This window comes from Streptosporangium sp. NPDC048886 (assembly GCF_055586905.1).
On record NZ_JBVJHH010000020.1, the window covers coordinates 1 to 19,995 of the forward strand.

Sequence of the window (19,995 nt, forward strand, 5' to 3'; positions counted from 1 at the left end):
TTCTGCAGGTCATCAGCGGTTTGGCGGCCCGGCTCCAACTGCACTTCGCCCTCGACCTTGTGCGCGGTCGCCGCGGTGGTGCGGGCCTCGATCGCGGGCATGCCCGCACGCTCGGCGCCTTGGCCGAACAGGAACTTCAACGGGTCGTTGACTGCGCCTTGCACGTCGATCTGCTTGGTCCGGATGACGGTGCGGATGTTGAACGACAGGGCCATGGAGACCCCGCCGATCAGGATCAGCCGGCCCGTCATCGTCGAGGTGGGGCCGTTGATCGTGGCCGCGCATACCCACAGGCCGCCGGCCAGAGTCGTCAGCGTCGAGTGCAGGCGCCCGGTGAGGCTGCGCGCATGCGACTGATGCCAGGTCAGGGCGGTCAGGGCCAGGGCGCACGTGGTGATGAACACGGTCGTCCAGGCGATGACCTGCGGGTCATCGGAGTCCAGGCTCACGTGGAACACCCAACCGAGGCCGAACAGGAACGCGCCGACCATCCACGGCGGGAAGTACAGCAGCGCCTTGGAGACCTCGCGGGTGGCGACCTGCTCCCATGAGCCAGCCGACGTGTCCGGCGCGATGGGCGCCAGTTGCTTAGTGGCCATCAGACGTCATTCCAGTTGAACTCGGGCTTACGCGCGGTGGGCTTGGCCGCCGGCAAGATGTCGATGAACTCCTTACGGAACTGGGCGTGGAACTTCACCAGCTCGACGCCGCTGGCTTTCTGCAGTTCGGCGGCCCGCTTGAGGCGGCGCACCACGCGGCGGGCCCGCATCCGCACATCCGGGGCGCCGAACACCGACAGAATCGGGTGGCCCTTGAAGCTGCGGATGAGGACGGCATACAGCTCGTCGGAGCCGAGGTTGAACTCCTCGCCCAGGTCGCGGCACAGGTCGCGTCCGACCTTGGCGTACTGGGTGATCGCGACGGGGCCACCCCAAGGGATGTTCGACAGCTCGGGGATCCGGCTACGGCCTGGCCTGTCAGTACTCACGGTCTTCCTCCCAGGTCTCCCGGACCGCGTCGCGTAACTGGCCGGAGATGTAGCCGATGCGGCGGGTGCCGATGGCGGCGGTGATGAGCGCGTCGATGGCGCCAGCGATCAGAACGATGGTGTGGCCGATGATGGCGAGGGCGAGCAGGACCCAGACGATGGCGTTGGCCAGCAGGGTGCGGACGCGCTCTCGCAGCGGGTAGCGGGCGTCGGTGACGACGTAGACGGTCCTCATCACACGTCACCGCTCGCGATGATCAGAGCTGCAATGAACAGCCACAGGACGTGGAAGGACTGGTCGAGGGCGTAGGCGCCAGTGCCGGTCGGGGCGGCCATGCCGTCACCGAGGCGGGCGAAGTCGCCCTTGCCGAGCCGGTCGGCCAGTGCGAGGAGCGGGGTGCGCCGGTCGATGACGTAGTGGCTGGCGGCGTCGACCGCGAGAGCGATGGTGCTGACGACGGGATCGATGTGGAGGCCGGTGGCCTGCTGCATCAGCCAAAGGGCCAGCACCTTGGTCCAGGTGAGGGTGGCGACATGCTTGCTGCACAGCAGCCATCCGTTGGGGCCGGGCGTGCCCTTGCCGCACGCCTGGCGGTGGGTTTGCACCCAGTGGTCACCGAAGGAGTGGGCGGCGTACAGGGCGGCGAAGACGGCGGCAAACGTAGCGACGGCAGCAGGCGCGGCGGCGTTCATCGGGTCCTCCGGGGGGTGAACTCGGTTGTCAGGTCGGCGGCGTACAGGTGCCGGCGGCAGGTGGTGCAGTGGTAGAGCACGGGGCCGCCAATCAGAGCGGCGCGGCAGCGCGGGCAGCGGGCGGTCATCGGTACTCCTCGTCGATCGCGGGGTTCCAGCCGCCACCCTCGGCGAGCCGGTCACGGACGGCCTGAGCCTTCTCGGTGCCGCACCGCAGGGCCTCGCGGATCCGCTTCACACCGACGTCCTCGGGGAGCTCCCCAGCGGCGACCATGGCCCGGATCCGGGCGGCCTTCATCTCGATGTCGAGGTCTTCGGGCGTCATCCCGTAAGGGGTACCGAGGGGGTACTCACCGGAGGGGTCGCCGGGCACGTTTCCCCTGTACTTTCGGCCAGTACCCCCCTTACTGGCGGGGGTACTGCGCCACGGCACCGGCAAGTCGGAGAGGATCTTCCACAGGGTCGGCAGGACCCACACGGCGATCACCGCGGCGACCGGTCCGAGCGAGTGGACGATCAGGTCCAGGAGGCTGAACCCGGACCACTTCAGGGCGGGCCAGCAGTTGAGCACCAGGGTCAGGGAGAGCAGCGTCAGCTCGACCCGGAACAGCCGCCGGCCTTCCGGGCTCCGCCGGTCGACGACCCGGCCGCGGATCGCGGAGTACGCCTGCACCCCGACCGCGGCGAGCAGCGGGAGGCTCAGGACGGCCTCGACGCCGAACGCCGCCCAGTAGCCGAGGTCCCCGCTTCGGAGCTTGAGCGCCTTCGCGACGGACGCCTGCACACCGATGGACGACACGGCCAGCGCGATGCCGGCGGCGCCCAGCGTCATGGTGGTTGTGATCCGGCGGACCCGGGCGTCGCGGTAGGCGACCGCTGCGGGGTCTTGCGCGAGCTGGTGCAGGCGGGCGGCCTCCCAGGTGCGGCGCCGGTGGCGGCGGACCCGGTCGGTGTCGAGCAGCAGGGGCGTCTCGTCGTCCTGGAGGTTGGCGAGAGCGTGGGCCTCGGCGACCTCGGCGCGGAGCTGGCGGACGCGCTTGGTCTCGCCGTCGGCGGGGTCGTACAGCGGGGCCGACTCGGTCGGGGCCGCGGGCGCGTGGTCAGCGACGAGACGCTCCAGCTCCGCGAGGCCGCGGGTGATGTCCTGGGGGGTGGGTTCGCCTGGCGGGTCGGGCGGCGGCATGGAAATCTGGGTCATGTCCTTCTCCTGTCAGGCAGGTGCGGGATCGAGGTCCCGGACCGCGGTCGAGTCGCGGTCCGGGACCGGCGTGCGTGTCGACGGACGGGCTATTTGACGAGCGTGTACGCGAGCGCGATCAGGCCGACGTTGGCGAGAACGAACACCAACGCGAACGCGATCATGTTGAAAGCGGTAGGGCGCATGATCCGCATCTCCGATCTCGTGTGGTGGGAGCTGGTGCTCCGGACACGCGCCCGGACGGGCCGGGCGCGATCCGCAACGTCAGCGCCGGTCAGGCGGTGACGAGCGACTTGCTGTCGTTGACCAGGCCCTTGAAGACCGAGCCGGGGCGGAACTTCGGCACCCGGGACGCGGGGATCAGGATCTCCGCGCCGGTCTGCGGGTTCCGGCCGGCGCGCTCGGCGCGGTCGACGGCCTCGAAGGTGCCGAAGCTGGGGATGGCCACGGAGTCGCCGGCGGCGACGGCCATGGGGATGACGTCGAACGCGGCGGCCAGGACGTCGGCGACGGTCTTCTTCGGGAGGTCGGCGTGCTCGGCAACGGCGGCGATGAGCTCGGTCTTGTTCACGTGCTTCTCCTTCGTGTCATGGAGCTGCTGCTCCGGACGCCGTCCGACCGCGGGGCCGGGCGGCATCCGCAACATCAGTTCTGCGGCTTCGGCATGGCGCGGCAGTGCTCGGCGTGGTCCTGCGCCCACTCGCGGGCTTTGGTGAGCACGCAGTCGCGGGCGTGCTGAGGATTGTCGGCGGGGAAAGAACCCCAGGTGGACCGGTAGTTGTGCTGCACCTCGGTGCAGCCGCCGCAGGTGGTGGTGGCCTGCTGCTCGGAGTCGTCTTCCTGGGTGGGGATGCGGATGTCCACGTGGGCGCCGCCGACGGTGAGGTAGCGGGCAATGACGCCTTCCGGCCATTCGGTCGTGGCGGTCTTCATGTCGTTCCTCTTCTGTTGGGTGCGGTGTCAGGCGGCGGGGATCAGGGCGGGGGCGCCAGTCGCGGACGCGAGGTTGCAGGCGAGACACAGCGCGGCGGCCCGGTTGTGGGTGCAGGTGGAGTAGCCGGCCTCGATGTGCAGGGCGCTGGGCATCGTCTCGACCCGGTCGCTGCCCGGGGCGTGGGTGACCGTGTGCACGCCAGGGGTGTTGACGGTGTCGTGGGCGGCGTACTCGGCGTAGGCCATGTTGTTCTCCCTCATTGCCATCGGGTGTAGCTACACCGTACTCTCGGGTGTAGCTACACCGCAACCAGGGAGCTAAATTGATTACTGCACCTACACCCGCGTACCGTGATCGCATGCCGAACGCACCCAAGACCCCCACCCGAAACGTGCGGGTCGAAGAGCAGAAGTGGGGCGCCTTCGGCGAAGCCACCCGCGGCCAAGGAACAAACCGCGCTGAGGCCATCAACCGCTTCATCGACTGGTACCTCGGCAAGCCTGACGCTGAGCTTCCTGAGCGTCCGCCGGCCGCTGACTAGCTCAGGCATGCGAAAGCGCCGCCCTCCCCGTGGGAGGGCGGCGCTTTCTGTTTCTGTCCAGCAGGTGGGGATCGGGTGTGGTCTCACCTGCCGGACGTTATGGGTGGCCTCGCGTCCGCCCCTCCAAGCTCAACGCGAGCCACCTGCTCGGGATGTGGACGACTTGGCCCGCCACGACCCCGAGGTGGTACACCTGGCTGCCGCGCCGCAGCGACTACGGCAGCCAGGTGGTCTAGTACTGGATGCACTCACATCCAGGAGTGCTGGGCTCGTAGGTCACGCGGCCGGCCTCGACGCTGCTGTGCTGGGTGAGCGCCCACTGCACCCGCCACCAGTGATGAGGCGAGCTCGCGGCCACCCGGCCGAGGACCTCCTGAGCGGCCGACGCCGGCTCGTCTCGCGGTCGGATACCACGAGACGTCGCCCCGTGCTCCTGCCACCTCTCCCCATCGCATGAGATCTCCGTGGTGCAGATGACGGTCAGGGTCTTGCGCTGAGGACGCTGCCGCTTCGTAGTAGTGCTCATGGCCAGTGCATGCCCTTCGGAGATCCGATGCACTGGCTCATCCAGTTGGAGTTGACGTACAGGCGCCCGAACGCACCTGAGTCGATGTACAGGATGTACTGGCGGCAGTGGGCGCAGAGCGTTCTTCTGCACCAGGCGATCCACTCTTCGGAAGTCATCCCCACGCCTCCCGCCATGCCGCAAGAGTCGATTCCACTACGGCGGCGCGGATCTCGGGAGAGTCGGGGTGGCCGGTGCGCCAGTCGCGGGCCGCGGACTCGGCAATCTCAACGGGCGCTTTTCCGACGGTTGCGTCGGATTTAGGCTGTGCCATGGGTCGGACCTCCATCGTCCGTCCAAGGGCCCGTCTCGGCGTTCTCGGCGTCGTGGCGGGCTCGTTACTTTGAGCAACTCCCGCCAGAGTAGACGACTTAACCACACTTAACCATGCCTAGCCTTGGGTAACCATGAGTATCCGCAGGTCAGCATGGGTTTATACGGTGCACTTGTGATGATCGAGTGGAGGCAGAACGCACCCAAGTGGGCCCAGGTCGCCGAGGTCCTCAAGCGGAGGATCGCAGACGGCGCCTACCCGGTCGACACTCAACTGCCGTCCCAGCATGACCTGGTCCGCGAGTTCGAGATCGCGCCGAACACCGCCCAGAAAGTGCTCACCCGGCTGCGCGAGGAGGGCGTGGCCTACTCGGTGCGCGGCATGGGAACGTTCGTCGCCAACCCTGACAAGCCGGCCGACGCCTGATTTTGAGGGACCGCCCTACCTGTAGGGGTTTGTGGGAACCACTACTCGCAGGAGATAGGGCGGTCCGTAATGCGAAATAGTGCCCAGGGCGTGTTCGCGTAGGCAAGGGCTGAGCTGCGAAAACCCGAACCTTACCTTTAGGTAAGAGGCGGATGTGAACCTATGAGGCGGGTGTGGCGTCCCACTCATGCACTGGGTGCCCTGTGGCGAGGGTCGGCCCCGTCTCCCAGCAGGGAGACGGGGCCTCTTCGTGCCATTGGTGCTTTACGAGCCAACAGCCGGGCGACGCAGACGGTGCGTTGGGAGTCCGCGATCACGCAGCGGCGCAACCTTGGTGGCGGCCGGCGGCGGGAGAGGCTTTCGGGGGCCACGTCGAAGTGGCCGGGCGTCCAGAGCGTGCTCTGAGCTGGCGGGTGATGGCTGTTCGGCAGGGCGGCGCTCGTGCATCGCGAGGATCTCGGCCACATGATCCTGTGTGAATCGATACTGATTGGCGATCAGCAGGTGAGGGATCTTCCTGGTTCGGCACTTGTTCTCAACCCAAGAGACCTTCATGTCGATAAGCGCAGCTAGCTGATGCTTATTGATGACCTTGGGGGTGTCCTGCGGATCCTGTTTGTCGGAGCTCATGTTGTCTCGGCTTCAGTGGCGCGGCCGGCGGCCTTCTCTGCGGCCCGCCGACGCATCCACTCGGCGGATCCTTCAAAGATCCGCGACAGCACGGCGATCTGATGCATGGAGAAGGGCGGGGCCTGATCTACGATCTTTCTGATCGTGGCCCGGCGCTCGGCTACCTTCTCTTCGGCGATGCGGGCTTTTTCCTCGGGGGAGGGGCGGCGTTGGGTCATCAGGGGGCCACCTGCTTTCCGTAGGAGCGGGCCGCCTCGGGGCGGGCTCGCAACGTAGTTGCCGGCCTGTCCATCCTCTCGGCGTAGCGCTTGCCGGGCTTGGCGCGCAGCGGTGTCACTGCGCCTGGAACGCGCAGGGAGCGGGCGGAAGGGGTGACCGGCTGAGGTGTGCTCGAAGGCGTGCCTCCGCGGGCGTGGTACGCGATGGCCGCAGCGATCTGCGCGTCGGTCCAGCGGATTTTGCGGGCAGCGTAAGTGTGCTCGACCTGCCGGGATGCGGCGAGCCGGTCGAAGAAGCTGGGGCTGAGTCCCCCGCCTGCTCGCTCGGCGGCTTCCTTGCTGGTGTAGAGGCGGTAGGCATTCATGACGTCGAGGGTGCGTCGATGTAGCGGCCGCAGCTTGTGGATCGCCCTAGGTAGTTGGGGCTCCACTTCTCAATGGAGGGCGGCGGCGCGGCCCGACAACCCGACGAAGGATTGTTCCGCGCCGCCGCTGGTCCGTTATACCCCATATTCGTATGGGCATGCCGGGGCAGACCCGGGTATGCCTGGGCAGTCCCCGGTAGGCCGGGGTAGGCCGGGGCGCACTACCGTCTGCCCCATGATCAAGTTCGATCCGGAGCCCGAGCGGCCTGTGTGGATACAGGTGATGGAGATCATCCGGGGGCGCATTCAGGACGGCACCTATCCGCCCCGTGCCAAGATTCCCAGCCTCAAGCAAATCGCACAAGAGTTCGAGGTTGGCATGAATACGGCCCGGCACGTGGTGGAGAGCCTCACTGATCAAGGACTGGTCCGGCCGGTCCGGTCGATGGGGACGTTCGTGGTGCCGCAGGATGGGCGCGAAGTCGAGGGTGCGGGCGACTGACCGCCCGTCATCTAGATCAGTGGGAGACCTTTACGGGCAAGCCGGTAGTCTGCCTTTTTGGAGACTTGAACTCCTCCATGTTGCCGCCCGTGACGAGGGCGCCGAAGTCACGGAAGACCACCCCGCACAGCACGTGCAGCGCCGAGTGGGTACGCATCAGGGCCGAGCGCCTCTCGTCGGCGACGGCCGCCCGCACGGCCGTCCCCGGCGGCGGGAGCGGGTCGTCCTCGGCGGGGATCAGGTATAGCTCGTCACCTTTGCGCACTCCGGTGATGCGGGTCTCCACTCCCAGCCAGATGAGAACTCCGTGATCCGCCGGCTGGCCGCCCCCACCTGGATAGAATGCCGACTTGCTCAAGACGATCCCGTCGGGCGACGAGGCCAGGACCACCGCGTCGAAGGAGCGCAGGTTCTGGTCGGCGAGTTCAAGTCGCTGCGTACGCCCGTAGAGGTCACCGCTCATATCGTTAGCCTAGAGTCCCCGATTGGCAGCCTAGAGCCCCCGAGGTGGCATGCACGGGCCTGTGCGTCGACGACCCCGAGCATCCACAGCCGCCATTCTTGTAGCGATTTACTGCCTTATTTCAGGATGCACCACCGGGGCGGGCGGTGAGGCCGTACCGGCGGCCGGCATGATCGCGGCCGGGCCGGGCGCGACGCCGGCCCCGTCCCCGCCGGCGGGCCCACCCCGTCCGGGGGGCTCACCCCCGCCGTCGAGCCCGCCGCCGTGCCGGGCCGCGGCCCCGGTGGTCATGATCATCGGAGACAGCTTCACCGTCGGGTCGGGCCCGGTCCAGCGGTGGGACACCTACGCCGCGCGGGCCGCGCGCGAGCTGGGCTGGCAGCTGGTCACCGCCGGGGCGGCCGGGACGGGCTTCGTCAACCCCGGGTCGGTGGAGCGGACCTTCCAGCGGTCCTTCGCCGAGGAGCTCTCCTGGCGGCCCGCGCCCGACCTGCTGATCGTCTCCGGCGGGCACAACGACCGCCGGACCAGGCCCGGCGCGGTCAACGGGGCCGCCAGGCGCCTGCTGGGGCTGGTCCGCGCCCACTGGCCGCGGACCAGGACCGTGGTGATCGGCCCCATCTGGATGGCGCGGGCCCCCCGATGGGCCTACGGGGTCAGAGACGCCATCGCCTCCGCCGCCGCCGAGGAGGGGACGGCCTTCCTCGACCCGCTCGGCCGGCGCTGGGGTCGCGGGACGCTCCTGCGCGACGGCGTCCACCCCACCCATGAGGGGCATCTCCGCCTCGCGCGCTGGCTGGTCGCGGCGCTGCGCGGGCACGGCCCGGCGCCCCGGTGACGTCCCGCGCGGCGGCCCGCGGGGGTGTCAGGAGTGGCGGGCCTCAAGGCCGGCGACGATGAGGTCGAGGGCGACCTCGAAGGTGTCGCCGGCGTCCGTGGTGCCGCCGAACTCGGTGAGCAGCCCGCTGGTCTCGGCGGACAGGAAGCCGAAGACGAACGTGAACAGCGCCTTGCGGGTGTGGACCAGCTCCTCGGCGGGGACCCCGGCCGCGGCGAGGACCCGGTTGAACACCACCCACATGTCGCCTTCCTGATCGATCACGTCGGGGTGGTGGTTGACGTAGGACCAGAGCGACGGGTGCGACTGCGAGAGGGAGCGGTAGGCGTGGGCCAGCGCGCGTAGCTGCTCCTGCCACGGGGCGCCGTCGTCGGGGGGCAGCCGCAGCCGGGAGGCGACGGCCGCGCAGGCCCCGCGCACCAGTGCCGTCTTGTTCTCCACGTGGTGGTAGAGCGACATCGGGTTGACCCCGAGCTCGGCCGCCAGCTTGCGCATGGACAGCCCGTCCACTCCGGCGGCGTCGACCAGACGCAGCGTGGTCGCGTAGATCTCCTCAGGTGTCAGGGGCCGTCCCCTGCGCGCACTCACTGCCATACACCGTATGGTAGCGTCAAACATACAGTGTATGGCTGGCGGTATCGGGAGATCGTCGGCCAAGGGAGGAGTTCTCCATGTCGGCCGTCCGGTCCATCCCCGCCCCGCAGGGGCTGCCCTTCGTCGGCAACACGCTCCAGATACCGGCGCACGCGCCCAACGCGTTCCTCGAAAAACTCGCCGCGGAGCATGACGAAGGCATCTACCAGCTCGATCTGCTGGGCCGTAAGGTCCTGTTCGTCTCCGATCCGGACCTGGTCGCGGAGCTCTGCGACGAGACGCGCTTCTACAAGGGCATCGACCCGCCGCTGTCCATCGTCCGTGACTTCGGCGGCGACGGGCTGTTCACCGCCCGCCGCGACGAGCCGGTCTGGGGGCACGCGCACCGCATCCTGATGCCGGCCTTCAGCCAGCGGTCCATGAAGGCGTACTTCCCGCAGATGCTGGAGGTGGCGCAGGCCCTCGCGGCCAAGTGGGCGGTCTCGGACGAGGTCAACGTGCCCGACGACATGACCAGGCTCACGCTCGACACGATCTCCCTCACCGGGTTCGACTACCGGTTCGACTCCTTCGACTCACCCGAGCTGCACCCGTTCCTGCAGGCGATGGGCCGCGCGCTGACCGAGGCGATGTTCCGCAACCGGCAGCTCCCCCTGGTCACCAAGCTCAAGAAGCGGCAGGAGGAGACCTACCGGGCCGACATCCTGACCATGCAGGACCTGGTGGACGACGTCATCAGGCAGCGCCGGGCCGCGGGCCGGAGCGACACCAAGGACCTGCTCGGCCTGATGCTGGAGGCGTCCGACCCGCAGAGCGGCGAGCGGCTGTCGGATGAGAACATCCGCAACCAGGTCCTGACCTTCCTCATCGCCGGGCACGAGACCACCAGCGGGCTGCTCTCCTTCGCCCTGTACAACCTGCTGCGCAACCCGCACGTGCTCGCCCGGGCCTACGCCGAGGTGGACCGGATGCTGCCGGGGGACACCGTCCCCACCTACGAAACGATCATGAAGCTGGACGTGATCCCGCGGATCCTGGAGGAGACGCTGCGGATCTGGTCGCCCATCCCGGCGTTCTCGGTCAAGGCGTTCGCCGACACCACCGTCGGCGGCTATCTGGTGCGCGAGGGCCAGACGGCCGTCGTCCTCCTGCCGCCGCTGCACCGGCACCCGAAGGCGTGGGACCGGCCGGAGGAGTTCGACATCGACCGCTGGCTCCCCGAGAACAGGACCGATCACCACCCCGCCGCCTACAAGCCGTTCGGCAACGGCGAGCGGGCCTGCATCGGGCGCCAGTTCGCGCTGACCGAGGCGCGGCTGGCCCTGGCCGTCGTCCTGCAGCGGTTCGCGATCTCCGATCCGGAGGCATACCGGATGCAGATCAAGCAGACGCTCACCCTCAAGCCCGACGGCTTCACGCTCCGGGTCAGGGAGCGCAGGCCGTACGAGAGGGGCGCGGCCGAGACGGTGGAGACGGTCGAGGAACAGCCGGTGGAGGTGGCCGTCGCCGGTGTCGGCCTCACCGTCGCCTACGGCTCCAACCTGGGCACCTCCGCCGACGTCGCCGAGCGGCTGGCCGAGCGCGCCGGGCGCTCCGGGTTCGCGACCACGCTGACGACCCTGGACGAGCTCGACCCGCCCGAGGACGGGCTGCTCGTGGTGGTCACCTCCACCTACAACGGCAAGGCCCCCGACAACGCCCAGCGCTTCGACGCCCTCGACGACCTGCCCGCCATGGACGGGGTACGGCTCGCGCTGCTCGGCTGCGGCAACACACAGTGGCCCACCTACCAGGACTTCCCCCGCCGGGCCTTCGACAAGCTCGTCCGGGCCGGTGCCGTGCCGCTCATCGACCGCGGCGAGGCCGACGCGGACGGCGACTTCGACGGCGACGTCTCGGCCTGGACCGCGGCCCTCTGGGCGGCGCTGGCGGCGGAGTACGGCACGGCCGCCGCCGAGAGCGGGCCCCGCTACGAGATGGAGGTCCTCACCGAGGCCGACGTCCGCCCCGCGGTCGTGTCCCCGCAGGCGTTCCCGCTGACCGTGCTCTCCAACGACGAGCTGATCGGTGACCCGGCCGGGCTGTGGGACTTCTCGCTGGAGGCGCCGCGTCCCGGGGTCCGCTCGATCGTGGCCGAGCTGCCCGCCGGGACGACGTACACGGCGGGCGACCATCTGGCGGTCTTCGCCAAGAACGACCCCGAGCTGGTCGAGTGGGCGCTGCGCTGCCTGCGCCTCCCCCGCGAGCAGGTCGTACGGCTGCGCGCCCGCGGGACGACCCACCTGCCCGTGGACACCCCGGTGACGGCCGGGCTGCTGCTGACCGAGTTCGCCGAGCTCCAGGAGGTGGCCACGCGCTCCGACCTGGCGGTGCTGGCCGGGCAGACGGAGTGCCCGTGGACCCGGGGCCGGCTCGCGGAGCTGGAGACCGCCTACGCCGACGAGATCCTCGCCAAGCGCGTCTCGGTGCTCACGCTCCTGGAGCGGTTCCCGGCGATCACGCTGCCCCTGTCGATCTTCCTGGAGATGACGGGGCCGATCCGGCCGCGCTACTACTCGATCTCCTCCTCGCCGCTGGCCGGACCCGGCCGGGTCCGGATCACCGTCGGCCTGGTGGAGGGAGCCGCCTGGTCGGGCAGCGGCGAGTACCGGGGCATGTGCTCGGCCTACCTGGCGGGCCTGGAGCCCGGTGACGTCTTCTACGGGTATGTGCGGGTCCCGAGTCCGCCGTTCCGCCTCCCCGACGACCCGGCGACGCCGGTGATCCTCATCGGTCCGGGCACCGGGTTCGCCCCGCTCCGCGGTTTCCTGGAGGAGCGGGCCCTGGCCGGGGCGACCGGCCCCGCCGAGGTCTTCTACGGCTGCCGCCACCCCTCGCACGACTGGCTCTACCGCTCGGAGCTCCAGGCTTGGGAGGAGGCCGGGGTCGCCCGCGTGCACCCGGCGTTCTCCGCGGTGGCCGGCCATCCCTTCCGGTTCGTCCAGGAGGCGGTCGCCGCCGAGGCCGACACGCTCTGGGCGCTGCTGGAGCGGGGCGCCCACGTCTACGTCTGCGGTGACGGGCTCCGGATGGCGCCCGCCGTACGGCGGACCCTCGCGACGATCTACCGGGAGCGGACCGGCGGCGACGGCGAGGAGTGGCTGCGCGCCCTGGAGGCCGAGGGCCGTTACCAGCAGGACGTCTTCGCCTGACCCCGCCGGGGGACGGGGCCGGCCCGGCCCGTCCACGCCGGCCTGCCACCGGGCCGGCGACCGCCTGCGGCCGCCGGCCCGGTGCTCACCCGGTCAGGAGATGACAGGGGTGGGCGGGGTGCCGGTGCCCGTCCAGGAGCCGATGAAGCCGAAGGTGGTCGAGCCGCCGGCGGGGAGGGTGCCGTTCCAGACGGCGTCGGTGAAGGTGAAGGCGGGTGGGTCGGCCGTCATGGTGGAGCTCCATGACTGGGTGACGTTCACGCCGGAGGGGTAGGTGAGGGTGGTCCTCCAGGAGGTCACGGCGGTGGTGCAGGTGACGGTGACCTCGCCCTGGAAGCCGCCCTGCCAGGAGTTGGCCGTGCGGTAGGTGGCGGTGCAGCCGCTCGGCGGGGCCGTGGTCGTCGTGAACGAGGCGCTGTCGGAGGCGGTGGAGAGGTTGCCGGCGGCGTCGCGGGCGACGACGTGGACGGTGTAGGCGGTGGCGGGGTCCAGGCCGGTCAGGGCGAGGGAGGCGGTGGCCGAGGAGCCCAGTTCGGTGCTGCCGGCGTAGACGTCGTAGCCGGTGACGGCGCGGTTGTCGGTGGAGGCGGTCCAGGTCAGGGCCGCTCCGGAGGAGGTGACCGCCGAAACCGTGGGCCTGCCGGGCTTGGTGGGCTTCTCGGTGTCGGGGGTGCCGCCGCCGTAGATCCTGGCCTCGACCGAGGTCTGGGCGATGCCGTTCGGGCCGTTGAACAGCCGCCGGCCCCAGGTGGTCAGGCCGGCGGCGTCGAAGTTGGTCACCTGGTCGAGATACTCGACGCCGCCGCCGTTGCCGCTCCAGGACCAGCCGAGGTAGCCGATCCCCCTGGCCTGCGCCTGGGCCATGATCGTGTCCTCGTCGGGGTCGCCGTCGGAGTGGTTGAACCCGAACTCGCCGACCACCAGGGGGAGCCCGGCGGTCTGGAAGCGCTGCATGTAGTCGGTGACCTCGGCGGCCGTGTCGAACACGCCGTACATGTGGACGGAGAAGACGGTGTCGCGCTGCGGGTCGGCGGCGGCGACCGTGGCCGCGTTGTCGCGCATGGTGAAGCCCCAGTCCTGGCCCCAGTTGGGCGCGTCCACCATGATCAGGTGCTGGAACCCGGCGCCGCGCAGCCGGGTGATCGCGGCGGAGGTGGCCTGGGTCCAGCCCGGGGTGGTGGCGGTGTTGCCGAAGGGCTCGTTGCCGATGTTGAGGACGACGTAGTCCTCCTGACCGGTGATCGCGCCCTTCACGCTGATCCAGTAGTCGACCGCCTGGTCGAGGGTGTAGGCGCCGCCCTGCTCGCCGTACCCGGTGGTGTCGTGGTTCTCCAGCACGCAGATGAGCTTGTTCTGCTTGCACAGCGAGACGACGCCGGCCACGTCGGCGGCGCCGTTGGCGCTCCAGCGTCCGCCGCTCAGCACCACGCGGACGGTGTTCGCGCCGAGGGACTTGATGCCGGCGAAGGAGGAGGTCTGGGCCGGGTACCAGGTGTGCGCGTGGCTGGTGCCGCGCATGACGAACGGGGTGCCGTCCGCCTCGACGATCCTCGTGCCGCTCACGTGGAGACCGGTGGCGGCGTGGGCGGCCGGCGACGGGACGGACGGCATCGAGACGAAGAACGACAGCAGGAGCGCGACGAGCGTCGCGAGTCGTGTTCTCATGATCTACCTCGGTTGGGGGACGGCCGGCCGGGCGAGGGTCCGTCACGCCCGGCCGGGGATCTCGGGGGGTGCCCGAGTGCGGCACCCCGGGTGCGAGGGGTCAGCTCGCGGTGCAGGTCACCGGGGCAGGGATGCCGTTGGCGCCGTTCTGGCCCGCGGTGAAGCCGAAGGACGTCGTGGCGTTCGGGGCGAGGGCGCCGTTCCAGGTGACGTTCCTGACCGACACCTCCGCCCCCGTCTGGGCGTGCGTGCCGTTCCAGAGCTGACTGATCGTCTGGCCGTCGGGGAACCTCCAGGTCACGCTCCAGCCGTTGACGGCCGTGGCGCCCTCGTTCCTGACGGTCACCTCGGCCTGGAAGGCGCCCCGCCAGGAGTTGGTCACCCTGTAGGTGGCGGTGCAGCCGCCCGCCGGGGCCGTGGCCGTGGTGAAGGCGGTGCTCTCGGAGTCCGGCGAGGAGTCGCCCGCCGCGTCCCTGGCCACGACGTGGACGGTGTAGGCCGTCGCGGGGGTGAGCCCGGTGAGGTCGAAGACGTTCGACGGGGCGGTCCCGACCTTCGCCGCGCCCCGGTAGACGTCGTAGCCGCGCACGCCGGCGTTGTCGGTGGAGGCGGTCCGGGTCAGCCTGGCGGTGCTCCCGGTGACGGCGGAGACGGCGGGCTTGCCGGGCCTGGACGGCGCGACCTCGTCCTCCGTCGGCGGCGGCTCGTCGCCGGGCGGGTCGCCCCAGATCTTGGCCGTGCCGGCGTAGAGCGTCATGTTCGAGACGCGGACCGGGGTGGCGCCGGGGGTGGTGGCGACGCCCTTGTACGACCAGTCGTCGGACGGGTCCCACGTGCCGGTGCTCGCGATGCGGAACTGGACCTCGCGCCGGTGCTGCGACTGGCCCGCGGGGGCGATCGAGGTGCCGGAGCAGTCGACGGTGACGTAGTAGGTCTTCCCCGACAGCAGGCTCGGCCCGGTCCCCACCAGGCGTGGTCCCTGCCGCCGTTGCCGACCTGCCCGTAGAGCACGTTCGGCGACGGATGGGCCTTGACGAAGTAGTCGTTGACGGACCTCAGGTTGTTCAGCAGATGGGTGAGCTGCCCGGAGGAGGCGTAGGCGTCGCGGTACTCCACCGCGCCCCAGGCCAGCATCGTCGCGCTGGCCGCCATCGGCAGGCCGAACTTGACGTGGTCGCCGGCGTCGTACCAGCCGCCGGTCAGGTCGAGCCCGGCGTCCTTGCCGTCGTCGAGCCCCGAGTCGCCGCGCCAGCCGACGCGGTTCCAGCTCGGCAGCTTCCCCGACTGCTGGGCCTCGTAGAACCAGATGGACTTCTGCAGTGCCTCGCCGTAGCCGAACGTCGCCGCGGCGGCCTGGACGGCGGGCACCGGCACGGCCCACCAGGGCCAGCAGGGCCAGGGCCGCCAGGGATCTCTTCATAGGGAGCGCCTCTCGGAGGGGGGCTCGGGACGGGGTGCCTCTGGGAGGTGGTGCTCGGGGCGTGCGGGAGGTGGTGCTCGGGGCGTGGCGGCAGGTCAGGGGTGCCGCCACGCCCCGAGGTCTCAGGGCGGAGCCGGCCGGCCGGTCAGCCGGCCGGCCGCTCAGCCGGTCAGGGGAAGAGCCGGCCGTACTCCGCCAGGGCGACGGCCACGTCGACCTGGGCCCAGAACCGGTGGTAGTTGAAGGACGGCGCGGGGCCGGTGCCCTTCAGGAACGCGTCCACCTTCGGCCAGTCCGGGTCGTTGTTGTAGAAGGACCGGATGGACAGGAAGGTCGAGCCGCTGTCGATCACGTCGCCGTTGGGCATCTTGCCGGTCCAGCCGGCCGGGACGTAGATCGGGTCGTCGAGGCGGTTGTAGTCGGCCTTGGTCTCGGCCACCGAGACGCCCCTGGCGTCCTGGTTGTTCTTCCACATGCCGTCGAGCAGGCCCTTGGCGACGCTCTTGGCCTTGGCGTCACCGGACTTGGCCGCGTAGTACGTCAGCACCTTGGCGTAGGAGCCGGCCACGCCCACGTCGGAGGTGTAGTCCCGGATGCTGACGTGCAGCCCGGCGTTCGCCCCCGGGCCGGCGGCGTTCCAGGTGTCGGGCTGGCCGGTCCACACCAGGGTCGAGGGGATCTGGAAGGTGCCGTCGGCGTTGACCGTGGTGTGGTCGGTGGCCCACTTGACCCACTTGTCCAGCAGGGCCTTGGCGTCGGCGTTGCCGGTCGCGTAGTAGAGCTCCGCGACCCGCTCCATCGACCAGGCCTGGAAGCCGAACCACTGGTTGGACGGCGGGTCGTGGTAGACCGGCTGCCAGTCGTAGGTCATGCCGTAGAAGGTCGGCAGCGTGGACGGCGGGGCCGCGTAGTGGCCCTGCCAGCTGTTGGTGGCGCCACCGGCGATCGCGCCCTCGGCCGACTGCAGCCAGCGGTAGAACTCCAGCTGCCGCTTCAGGCTGGTGGTCCAGTCCTGTACGGCGGTCGCCCCCTTGGGCTTGAGCGCGTCCACGCTCGACAGCGCCCAGGCTGCCATCGGGTTCTGGTAGCCGGAGTGGTTGTGGCTGGAGCCGATCCGCCAGGCCCAGCCGGCGGAGGCGTCGAGCGCGCCGCCCCAGGCGTAGTACCAGCTCAGCAGGTAGGCCGAGCTGTCCTTGCCGGTGCCGGCCGGGCACGAGGTGCTCGTGCAGCCCTGCTTCTTGAAATACTTGTCGTACATCGCGTAGCGCAGGTAGTCGCCCATCTTCGCGGCCTTGCCGACCGAGGCGGCGACCTGCGATTCCTTGCCCTGTTCCTTGGCCCAGGTGTGCGCCCAGTAGGCCACCTGGACGGCGCGGGCGTCGGCGTCGGGGGCGTTGGTGTACTTCCACTGCTTGGCGTAGCTGCTGTCGCCGGTGAACAGGTCCAGGTAGCCGTTCCTGCCGCCGTGTTTGAAGGTGTCGCAGGAGGGCTGGGGGACGGTCTCGAAGACCGACTCCTCCGGGCCGCGCTGGTAGGTGTTGATGTAGGCGGGCTTGGTGGTCCCGTCGCCGCAGCGGCCGAAGCCGTAGGTGTTGTCCACATCCAGCAGCCAGTGCATGCCGTACACGTCGCTGGTGCCGTAGGCGCTCTTCAGCTCGCCCGCGATCGGGTCGCTGCCGACGCTCACGCCGCCGTCCAGCTTGGACGGGTACTGCCTGATGTCGTCCCACTCACCGGCGTAGGTGGCGGGCTTGGAAGCGTTGTAGAAGGAGTTGGTCGGCTGGTCCGCGGTGGCCGGGATGATGTATTTCTCCATCGAGGCCCAGGCGTCGTTGAACCTGCTCCAGTCGCCGGTCACCTTGCCGTAGGCCGCCTCCAGCCACAGGTAGTAGCTGTAGGCCTCGGAGGTGGTCTCGTGCCCGTGGTCCGGCGCCTCGACCATGAAGGTCTCCACCGAGTGGTAGGGCACCCCCTGCGGGGAGAAGTAGCCGTTGGCCGGGTCCTTGAGCTTGTTGTACAGCGTGGTGAACCGCTTGACGTACTCGTTGTCGCCGCCCGTGCCGTCGTTGTCCACCTCGGTCGCGGTCGCCTTGGCCGAGGTGTGGCCGGTGGCGGCGGCGGTGAACTCCGCGCTGCCCGAGGTCTGGTCGGCGTCCTCGGCGGCGGCGATCCTGACCGTCTGGGCGGTGTTCCAGTTGGCGGGGGTGAAGGTCAGCGACCCGCCGGAGCCGACGGTCAGGTCGGTGTCGCCGCCGGTCCTGGCGGTCGTCACGGTGACGTTCGCGGATGGAGCCCTGGAGAGTTTGACCGACAGGGCCGCGTTCCCGCCCTCGGGGACGGCGAGCGTGGCGGGGGTGAGGAGCACCGCGGGGGTGGTGTCCGCCTGGACGCTGATCCCGACCGGGGCGGAGGTCGTGGCCGCGCCCTTGTCGTCGGTCGCCCGCGCGGTGAGCGAGTGGTCGCCGGCGGGCACTGCCGCCCAGCTGTAGGCGTACGGGGCGCTGGTGTCGGTGCCCAGCAGCGTGGCGCCGTTGAAGAACTCGACCTTGGTGACCGTGCCGTCGCCGTCGGCGGCGTCGGCGGTGATGTCCACCGTGGCGGGCGCGGTGAAGGTGGCCCCCGCGACCGGCTTGGTGATCTTCGCGGTCGGCGGCTGGTTGGCCGGGCCGGTACCGCCGCAGGTGGTGCCGTTGATCGTGAAGGCGGTCGGTTTGGGGTTGCTCCCCGACCAGCTCCCGTTGAACCCGATGTCGGTCGAGGCGCCGGTGGCCAGGTTGCCGTTCCAGTCCAGGTTCTTGGCGGTGACGGCCTGGCCGCTCTGCGACCAGGTGGCGCTCCAGCCCTGGGTGACCTTCTGCGAGGCGTCGGGGAAGGCGAAACCGAGCGTCCAGCCGTTCAGCGGGTCACCCAGGTTCTTGATCGACACGCTGGCGGTGAAGCCGCCCTGCCAGTCGTTGGTCGTGTAGGTGACCTCGCAGGAGACGGCCGCGAGGGCGGGTGTGGCCGCCAGCGCGGTGGTCGTCCCGGCCGTCAGGCTGAGCAGCGCCAGCGCGGCGACCCGTTTCCGGAAACGTGGGAGCGCTCCCGTTCTGGTGCGGAATCGAGGCATCGAAAAAGTCCTCCAGGAGTGGGGCCGGCATGAAGCCGCTGGTAGGTGCTTCGCGCCGGATCAAGCAAAGGAGAGAAAGAGTGGGAGCGCTCCCAAACAGGATTCTGAGGACGGGCCACGGGATGTCAATGGCGCGCGCTCGGGTTACGCCCGCGTTCCACACGGCATGCCGCCAGGCTGCTGCGATCCGCCGGGGCTGACCCCGGGGCCGTGAAACTTTCAGGCCCCCGCGCCTCTGTGGCCCGCGCCGCCCGTCCCGTGCGCCGCCGTCCTGTGCGCCGGCGGCCGGGCGGTCGAGGCGCGGACCACCAGCCGCGGCGTGAACACATGATCCACGTGCGGTGCGTGGTAGCCCTGCAGGCGCTGCCACATCGCCGTGGCCACGGCGGAGGCCATCTGCTCGATCGGCTGCTGCACGGTCGTCAGCGGCGGGTCGCCGTGCGCGGCCAGATAGGAGTCGTCATATCCGACGACCGACACGTCATCGGGCACGCGGAGCCCCGCTTCGCGCGCTCCCGCGACCGCGCCCAGCGCCATCAGGTCGCTTCCCGCGATCACCGCCGTGGCTCCCGCGGCCAGCAGCCGGCGGGCCGCCGCGTGCCCGCCGGTGAGCGAGTAGTCCGATTCGATGTGGAGGGCGTCGACCACCGAACCGAACGACCTGCGCATCTCGCGGCGGTAGCCCATCAGCCGGTTCTGCGAGGGCCGGAGGTAGCCCTGCCCGCCGGCCAGCCCGATCCGCACGTGTCCCAGCTCTCTCAGGTGTGCCACCGCCATCGCCGCCCCCGCGGCCTCGTCCGTCGTGACGGTCGAGACCGGCAGGTCGGGCACGTGCCCGCCGACCAGCACCATGGGGATGCGCCGCTGGTAGAGCTGCCAGTAGAAGCCGTGGTCGGCCGCGGGGTTGGCGTGCCGTCCCGAGATGAGCACCAGCCCCTGGATGCCCCGCCGTACCAGGGTGGAGATGTAGTCCAGCTCGGTCGGTCCCTTGGCGGTCGAGCTGCCGATCAGCGCGGTGACGCCGTGGCCGCCCAGCTTGGCCTCGATCGCGCCGGCCAGCACGGGGAAGATCGGGTTGTCCAGCTCGGGGACGATGATCCCGACGAACGGTTCGGTGACGGGCGCCGGGGCGACCAGGGCGTGCTCTCGCATACCCTCCAGAACCTTGGCCCGCAGTTCCTCGGACACGCCGGGCCTGTCGTTGAGCACCCGGCTGACCGTCGCGGCGCTCACTCCCACCAGGGAGGCGATCGTGCGGACTGAAGGTCGAGGCATGGGGAGACCCTTCGGGAAACCATTGAAACATGTTGCGAGATGTTGCGACGCCGTTTCGGCGGATCCTAGGCTCGCGGACACATCGAACCACGTGAACAGCATGTTT

22 protein-coding genes and 2 pseudogenes are annotated in these 19,995 nt (G+C 70.0%); 5 read left to right on the forward strand and 19 right to left on the reverse strand.

Going from position 1 to position 19,995, the window contains the following annotated elements:
* The 8 genes and pseudogenes from ACZ6R6_RS24420 to ACZ6R6_RS24455 form a co-directional block, all read right to left on the reverse strand.
* A pseudogene (locus ACZ6R6_RS24420) lies at positions 1-599 on the reverse strand (hypothetical protein); the annotation flags it as partial.
* Positions 599-988, reverse strand: coding sequence for a hypothetical protein (locus ACZ6R6_RS24425; protein WP_470096898.1), 390 nt, complete (start codon positions 986-988; stop codon positions 599-601). The pseudogene ACZ6R6_RS24420 and the gene ACZ6R6_RS24425, both read right to left, overlap by 1 nt.
* Positions 978-1,223, reverse strand: a complete 246-nt coding sequence (locus ACZ6R6_RS24430; RefSeq protein WP_470096900.1) for a hypothetical protein — start codon at positions 1,221-1,223, stop codon at positions 978-980. The genes ACZ6R6_RS24425 and ACZ6R6_RS24430 overlap by 11 nt, the downstream gene beginning before the upstream one ends.
* The gene (locus ACZ6R6_RS24435) at positions 1,223-1,681 is read right to left on the reverse strand and encodes a DUF3307 domain-containing protein (RefSeq protein WP_470096902.1); all 459 of its coding nucleotides are present in this window, start codon (positions 1,679-1,681) and stop codon (positions 1,223-1,225) included. The genes ACZ6R6_RS24430 and ACZ6R6_RS24435 overlap by 1 nt, the downstream gene beginning before the upstream one ends.
* Before the next feature lie 124 nt (positions 1,682-1,805).
* Positions 1,806-2,879 carry a hypothetical protein gene (locus tag ACZ6R6_RS24440; RefSeq protein ID WP_470096904.1) on the reverse strand — a complete coding sequence of 358 codons (1,074 nt, stop codon included), beginning with the start codon at positions 2,877-2,879 and terminating at the stop codon, positions 1,806-1,808.
* 274 nt (positions 2,880-3,153) lie between these two features.
* Positions 3,154-3,450, reverse strand: coding sequence for an HU family DNA-binding protein (locus ACZ6R6_RS24445; RefSeq protein ID WP_470096906.1), 297 nt, complete (start codon positions 3,448-3,450; stop codon positions 3,154-3,156).
* Between the two features lie 74 nt (positions 3,451-3,524).
* Positions 3,525-3,812 (reverse strand): hypothetical protein, encoded by a 288-nt coding sequence (locus tag ACZ6R6_RS24450; protein WP_470096908.1) that lies wholly within the window; start codon positions 3,810-3,812, stop codon positions 3,525-3,527.
* A 27-nt stretch (positions 3,813-3,839) separates the two neighbouring features.
* The gene (locus ACZ6R6_RS24455; RefSeq protein ID WP_470096910.1) at positions 3,840-4,079 is read right to left on the reverse strand and encodes a hypothetical protein; all 240 of its coding nucleotides are present in this window, start codon (positions 4,077-4,079) and stop codon (positions 3,840-3,842) included.
* 92 nt (positions 4,080-4,171) lie between these two features.
* On the opposite strand from ACZ6R6_RS24455, the gene ACZ6R6_RS24460 reads away from it, so the two are divergent.
* Positions 4,172-4,354 (forward strand): hypothetical protein, encoded by a 183-nt coding sequence (locus tag ACZ6R6_RS24460; protein ID WP_470096912.1) that lies wholly within the window; start codon positions 4,172-4,174, stop codon positions 4,352-4,354.
* 232 nt (positions 4,355-4,586) lie between these two features.
* Here the strand turns inward: ACZ6R6_RS24460 and ACZ6R6_RS24465 are convergent, their stop codons facing one another.
* Positions 4,587-4,880 carry a hypothetical protein gene (locus tag ACZ6R6_RS24465; RefSeq protein WP_470096914.1) on the reverse strand — a complete coding sequence of 98 codons (294 nt, stop codon included), beginning with the start codon at positions 4,878-4,880 and terminating at the stop codon, positions 4,587-4,589.
* Complete coding sequence (locus tag ACZ6R6_RS24470) at positions 4,877-5,038, reverse strand: hypothetical protein (RefSeq protein WP_470096916.1); 162 nt, start codon at positions 5,036-5,038, stop codon at positions 4,877-4,879. Before ACZ6R6_RS24470 ends, ACZ6R6_RS24465 begins: the two co-directional genes overlap by 4 nt.
* 332 nt (positions 5,039-5,370) lie before the next feature.
* Between ACZ6R6_RS24470 and ACZ6R6_RS24475 the strand changes: the two genes are divergently transcribed.
* The gene (locus ACZ6R6_RS24475; RefSeq protein WP_470097199.1) at positions 5,371-5,619 is read left to right on the forward strand and encodes a GntR family transcriptional regulator; all 249 of its coding nucleotides are present in this window, start codon (positions 5,371-5,373) and stop codon (positions 5,617-5,619) included.
* A 626-nt stretch (positions 5,620-6,245) separates the two neighbouring features.
* Here the strand turns inward: ACZ6R6_RS24475 and ACZ6R6_RS24480 are convergent.
* Both ACZ6R6_RS24480 and ACZ6R6_RS24485 read right to left on the reverse strand, forming a co-directional pair.
* Positions 6,246-6,467: a hypothetical protein gene (locus tag ACZ6R6_RS24480; RefSeq protein ID WP_470096918.1), complete on the reverse strand. Its 222-nt coding sequence runs from the start codon at positions 6,465-6,467 to the stop codon at positions 6,246-6,248.
* Complete coding sequence (locus ACZ6R6_RS24485) at positions 6,467-6,832, reverse strand: hypothetical protein (RefSeq protein ID WP_470096919.1); 366 nt, start codon at positions 6,830-6,832, stop codon at positions 6,467-6,469. Before ACZ6R6_RS24485 ends, ACZ6R6_RS24480 begins: the two co-directional genes overlap by 1 nt.
* Before the next feature lie 235 nt (positions 6,833-7,067).
* Here ACZ6R6_RS24485 and ACZ6R6_RS24490 point away from each other — a divergent pair, with 235 nt between their 5' ends.
* Complete coding sequence (locus ACZ6R6_RS24490; RefSeq protein ID WP_470096921.1) at positions 7,068-7,334, forward strand: GntR family transcriptional regulator; 267 nt, start codon at positions 7,068-7,070, stop codon at positions 7,332-7,334.
* 16 nt (positions 7,335-7,350) lie between these two features.
* Here ACZ6R6_RS24490 and ACZ6R6_RS24495 read toward each other — a convergent pair whose 3' ends face one another.
* Positions 7,351-7,797 carry an alanine--tRNA ligase-related protein gene (locus ACZ6R6_RS24495; protein WP_470096923.1) on the reverse strand — a complete coding sequence of 149 codons (447 nt, stop codon included), beginning with the start codon at positions 7,795-7,797 and terminating at the stop codon, positions 7,351-7,353.
* A gap of 289 nt (positions 7,798-8,086) precedes the next feature.
* Between ACZ6R6_RS24495 and ACZ6R6_RS24500 the strand changes: the two genes are divergently transcribed.
* A complete protein-coding gene (locus ACZ6R6_RS24500; RefSeq protein ID WP_470096925.1) occupies positions 8,087-8,635 on the forward strand; it encodes an SGNH/GDSL hydrolase family protein in 549 nt (182 codons plus the stop codon).
* Positions 8,636-8,662: 27 nt separating this feature from the next.
* Here the strand turns inward: ACZ6R6_RS24500 and ACZ6R6_RS24505 are convergent, their stop codons facing one another.
* Positions 8,663-9,229: a TetR/AcrR family transcriptional regulator gene (locus tag ACZ6R6_RS24505; RefSeq protein WP_470096927.1), complete on the reverse strand. Its 567-nt coding sequence runs from the start codon at positions 9,227-9,229 to the stop codon at positions 8,663-8,665.
* 77 nt (positions 9,230-9,306) lie between these two features.
* On the opposite strand from ACZ6R6_RS24505, the gene ACZ6R6_RS24510 reads away from it, so the two are divergent.
* Entirely contained in the window at positions 9,307-12,420 is a 3,114-nt protein-coding gene (locus tag ACZ6R6_RS24510; RefSeq protein ID WP_470096929.1) for a bifunctional cytochrome P450/NADPH--P450 reductase, read from the forward strand.
* A gap of 93 nt (positions 12,421-12,513) precedes the next feature.
* On the opposite strand, the gene ACZ6R6_RS24515 is transcribed toward ACZ6R6_RS24510, so the two are convergent.
* The 5 genes and pseudogenes from ACZ6R6_RS24515 to ACZ6R6_RS24535 all read right to left on the reverse strand — a co-directional run bounded on the left by ACZ6R6_RS24515 (position 12,514) and on the right by ACZ6R6_RS24535 (position 19,889).
* Complete coding sequence (locus ACZ6R6_RS24515; RefSeq protein WP_470096931.1) at positions 12,514-14,085, reverse strand: cellulase family glycosylhydrolase; 1,572 nt, start codon at positions 14,083-14,085, stop codon at positions 12,514-12,516.
* 100 nt (positions 14,086-14,185) lie between these two features.
* Positions 14,186-14,842: a cellulose binding domain-containing protein gene (locus tag ACZ6R6_RS24520; protein ID WP_470097201.1), complete on the reverse strand. Its 657-nt coding sequence runs from the start codon at positions 14,840-14,842 to the stop codon at positions 14,186-14,188.
* A gap of 170 nt (positions 14,843-15,012) precedes the next feature.
* A pseudogene (locus ACZ6R6_RS24525) lies at positions 15,013-15,604 on the reverse strand (glycoside hydrolase family 9 protein); the annotation flags it as partial.
* A 70-nt stretch (positions 15,605-15,674) separates the two neighbouring features.
* The gene (locus ACZ6R6_RS24530; RefSeq protein WP_470096933.1) at positions 15,675-18,614 is read right to left on the reverse strand and encodes a glycoside hydrolase family 48 protein; all 2,940 of its coding nucleotides are present in this window, start codon (positions 18,612-18,614) and stop codon (positions 15,675-15,677) included.
* A 219-nt stretch (positions 18,615-18,833) separates the two neighbouring features.
* The gene (locus ACZ6R6_RS24535; protein ID WP_470096935.1) at positions 18,834-19,889 is read right to left on the reverse strand and encodes a LacI family DNA-binding transcriptional regulator; all 1,056 of its coding nucleotides are present in this window, start codon (positions 19,887-19,889) and stop codon (positions 18,834-18,836) included.
* Positions 19,890-19,995: the final 106 nt, after the last annotated feature.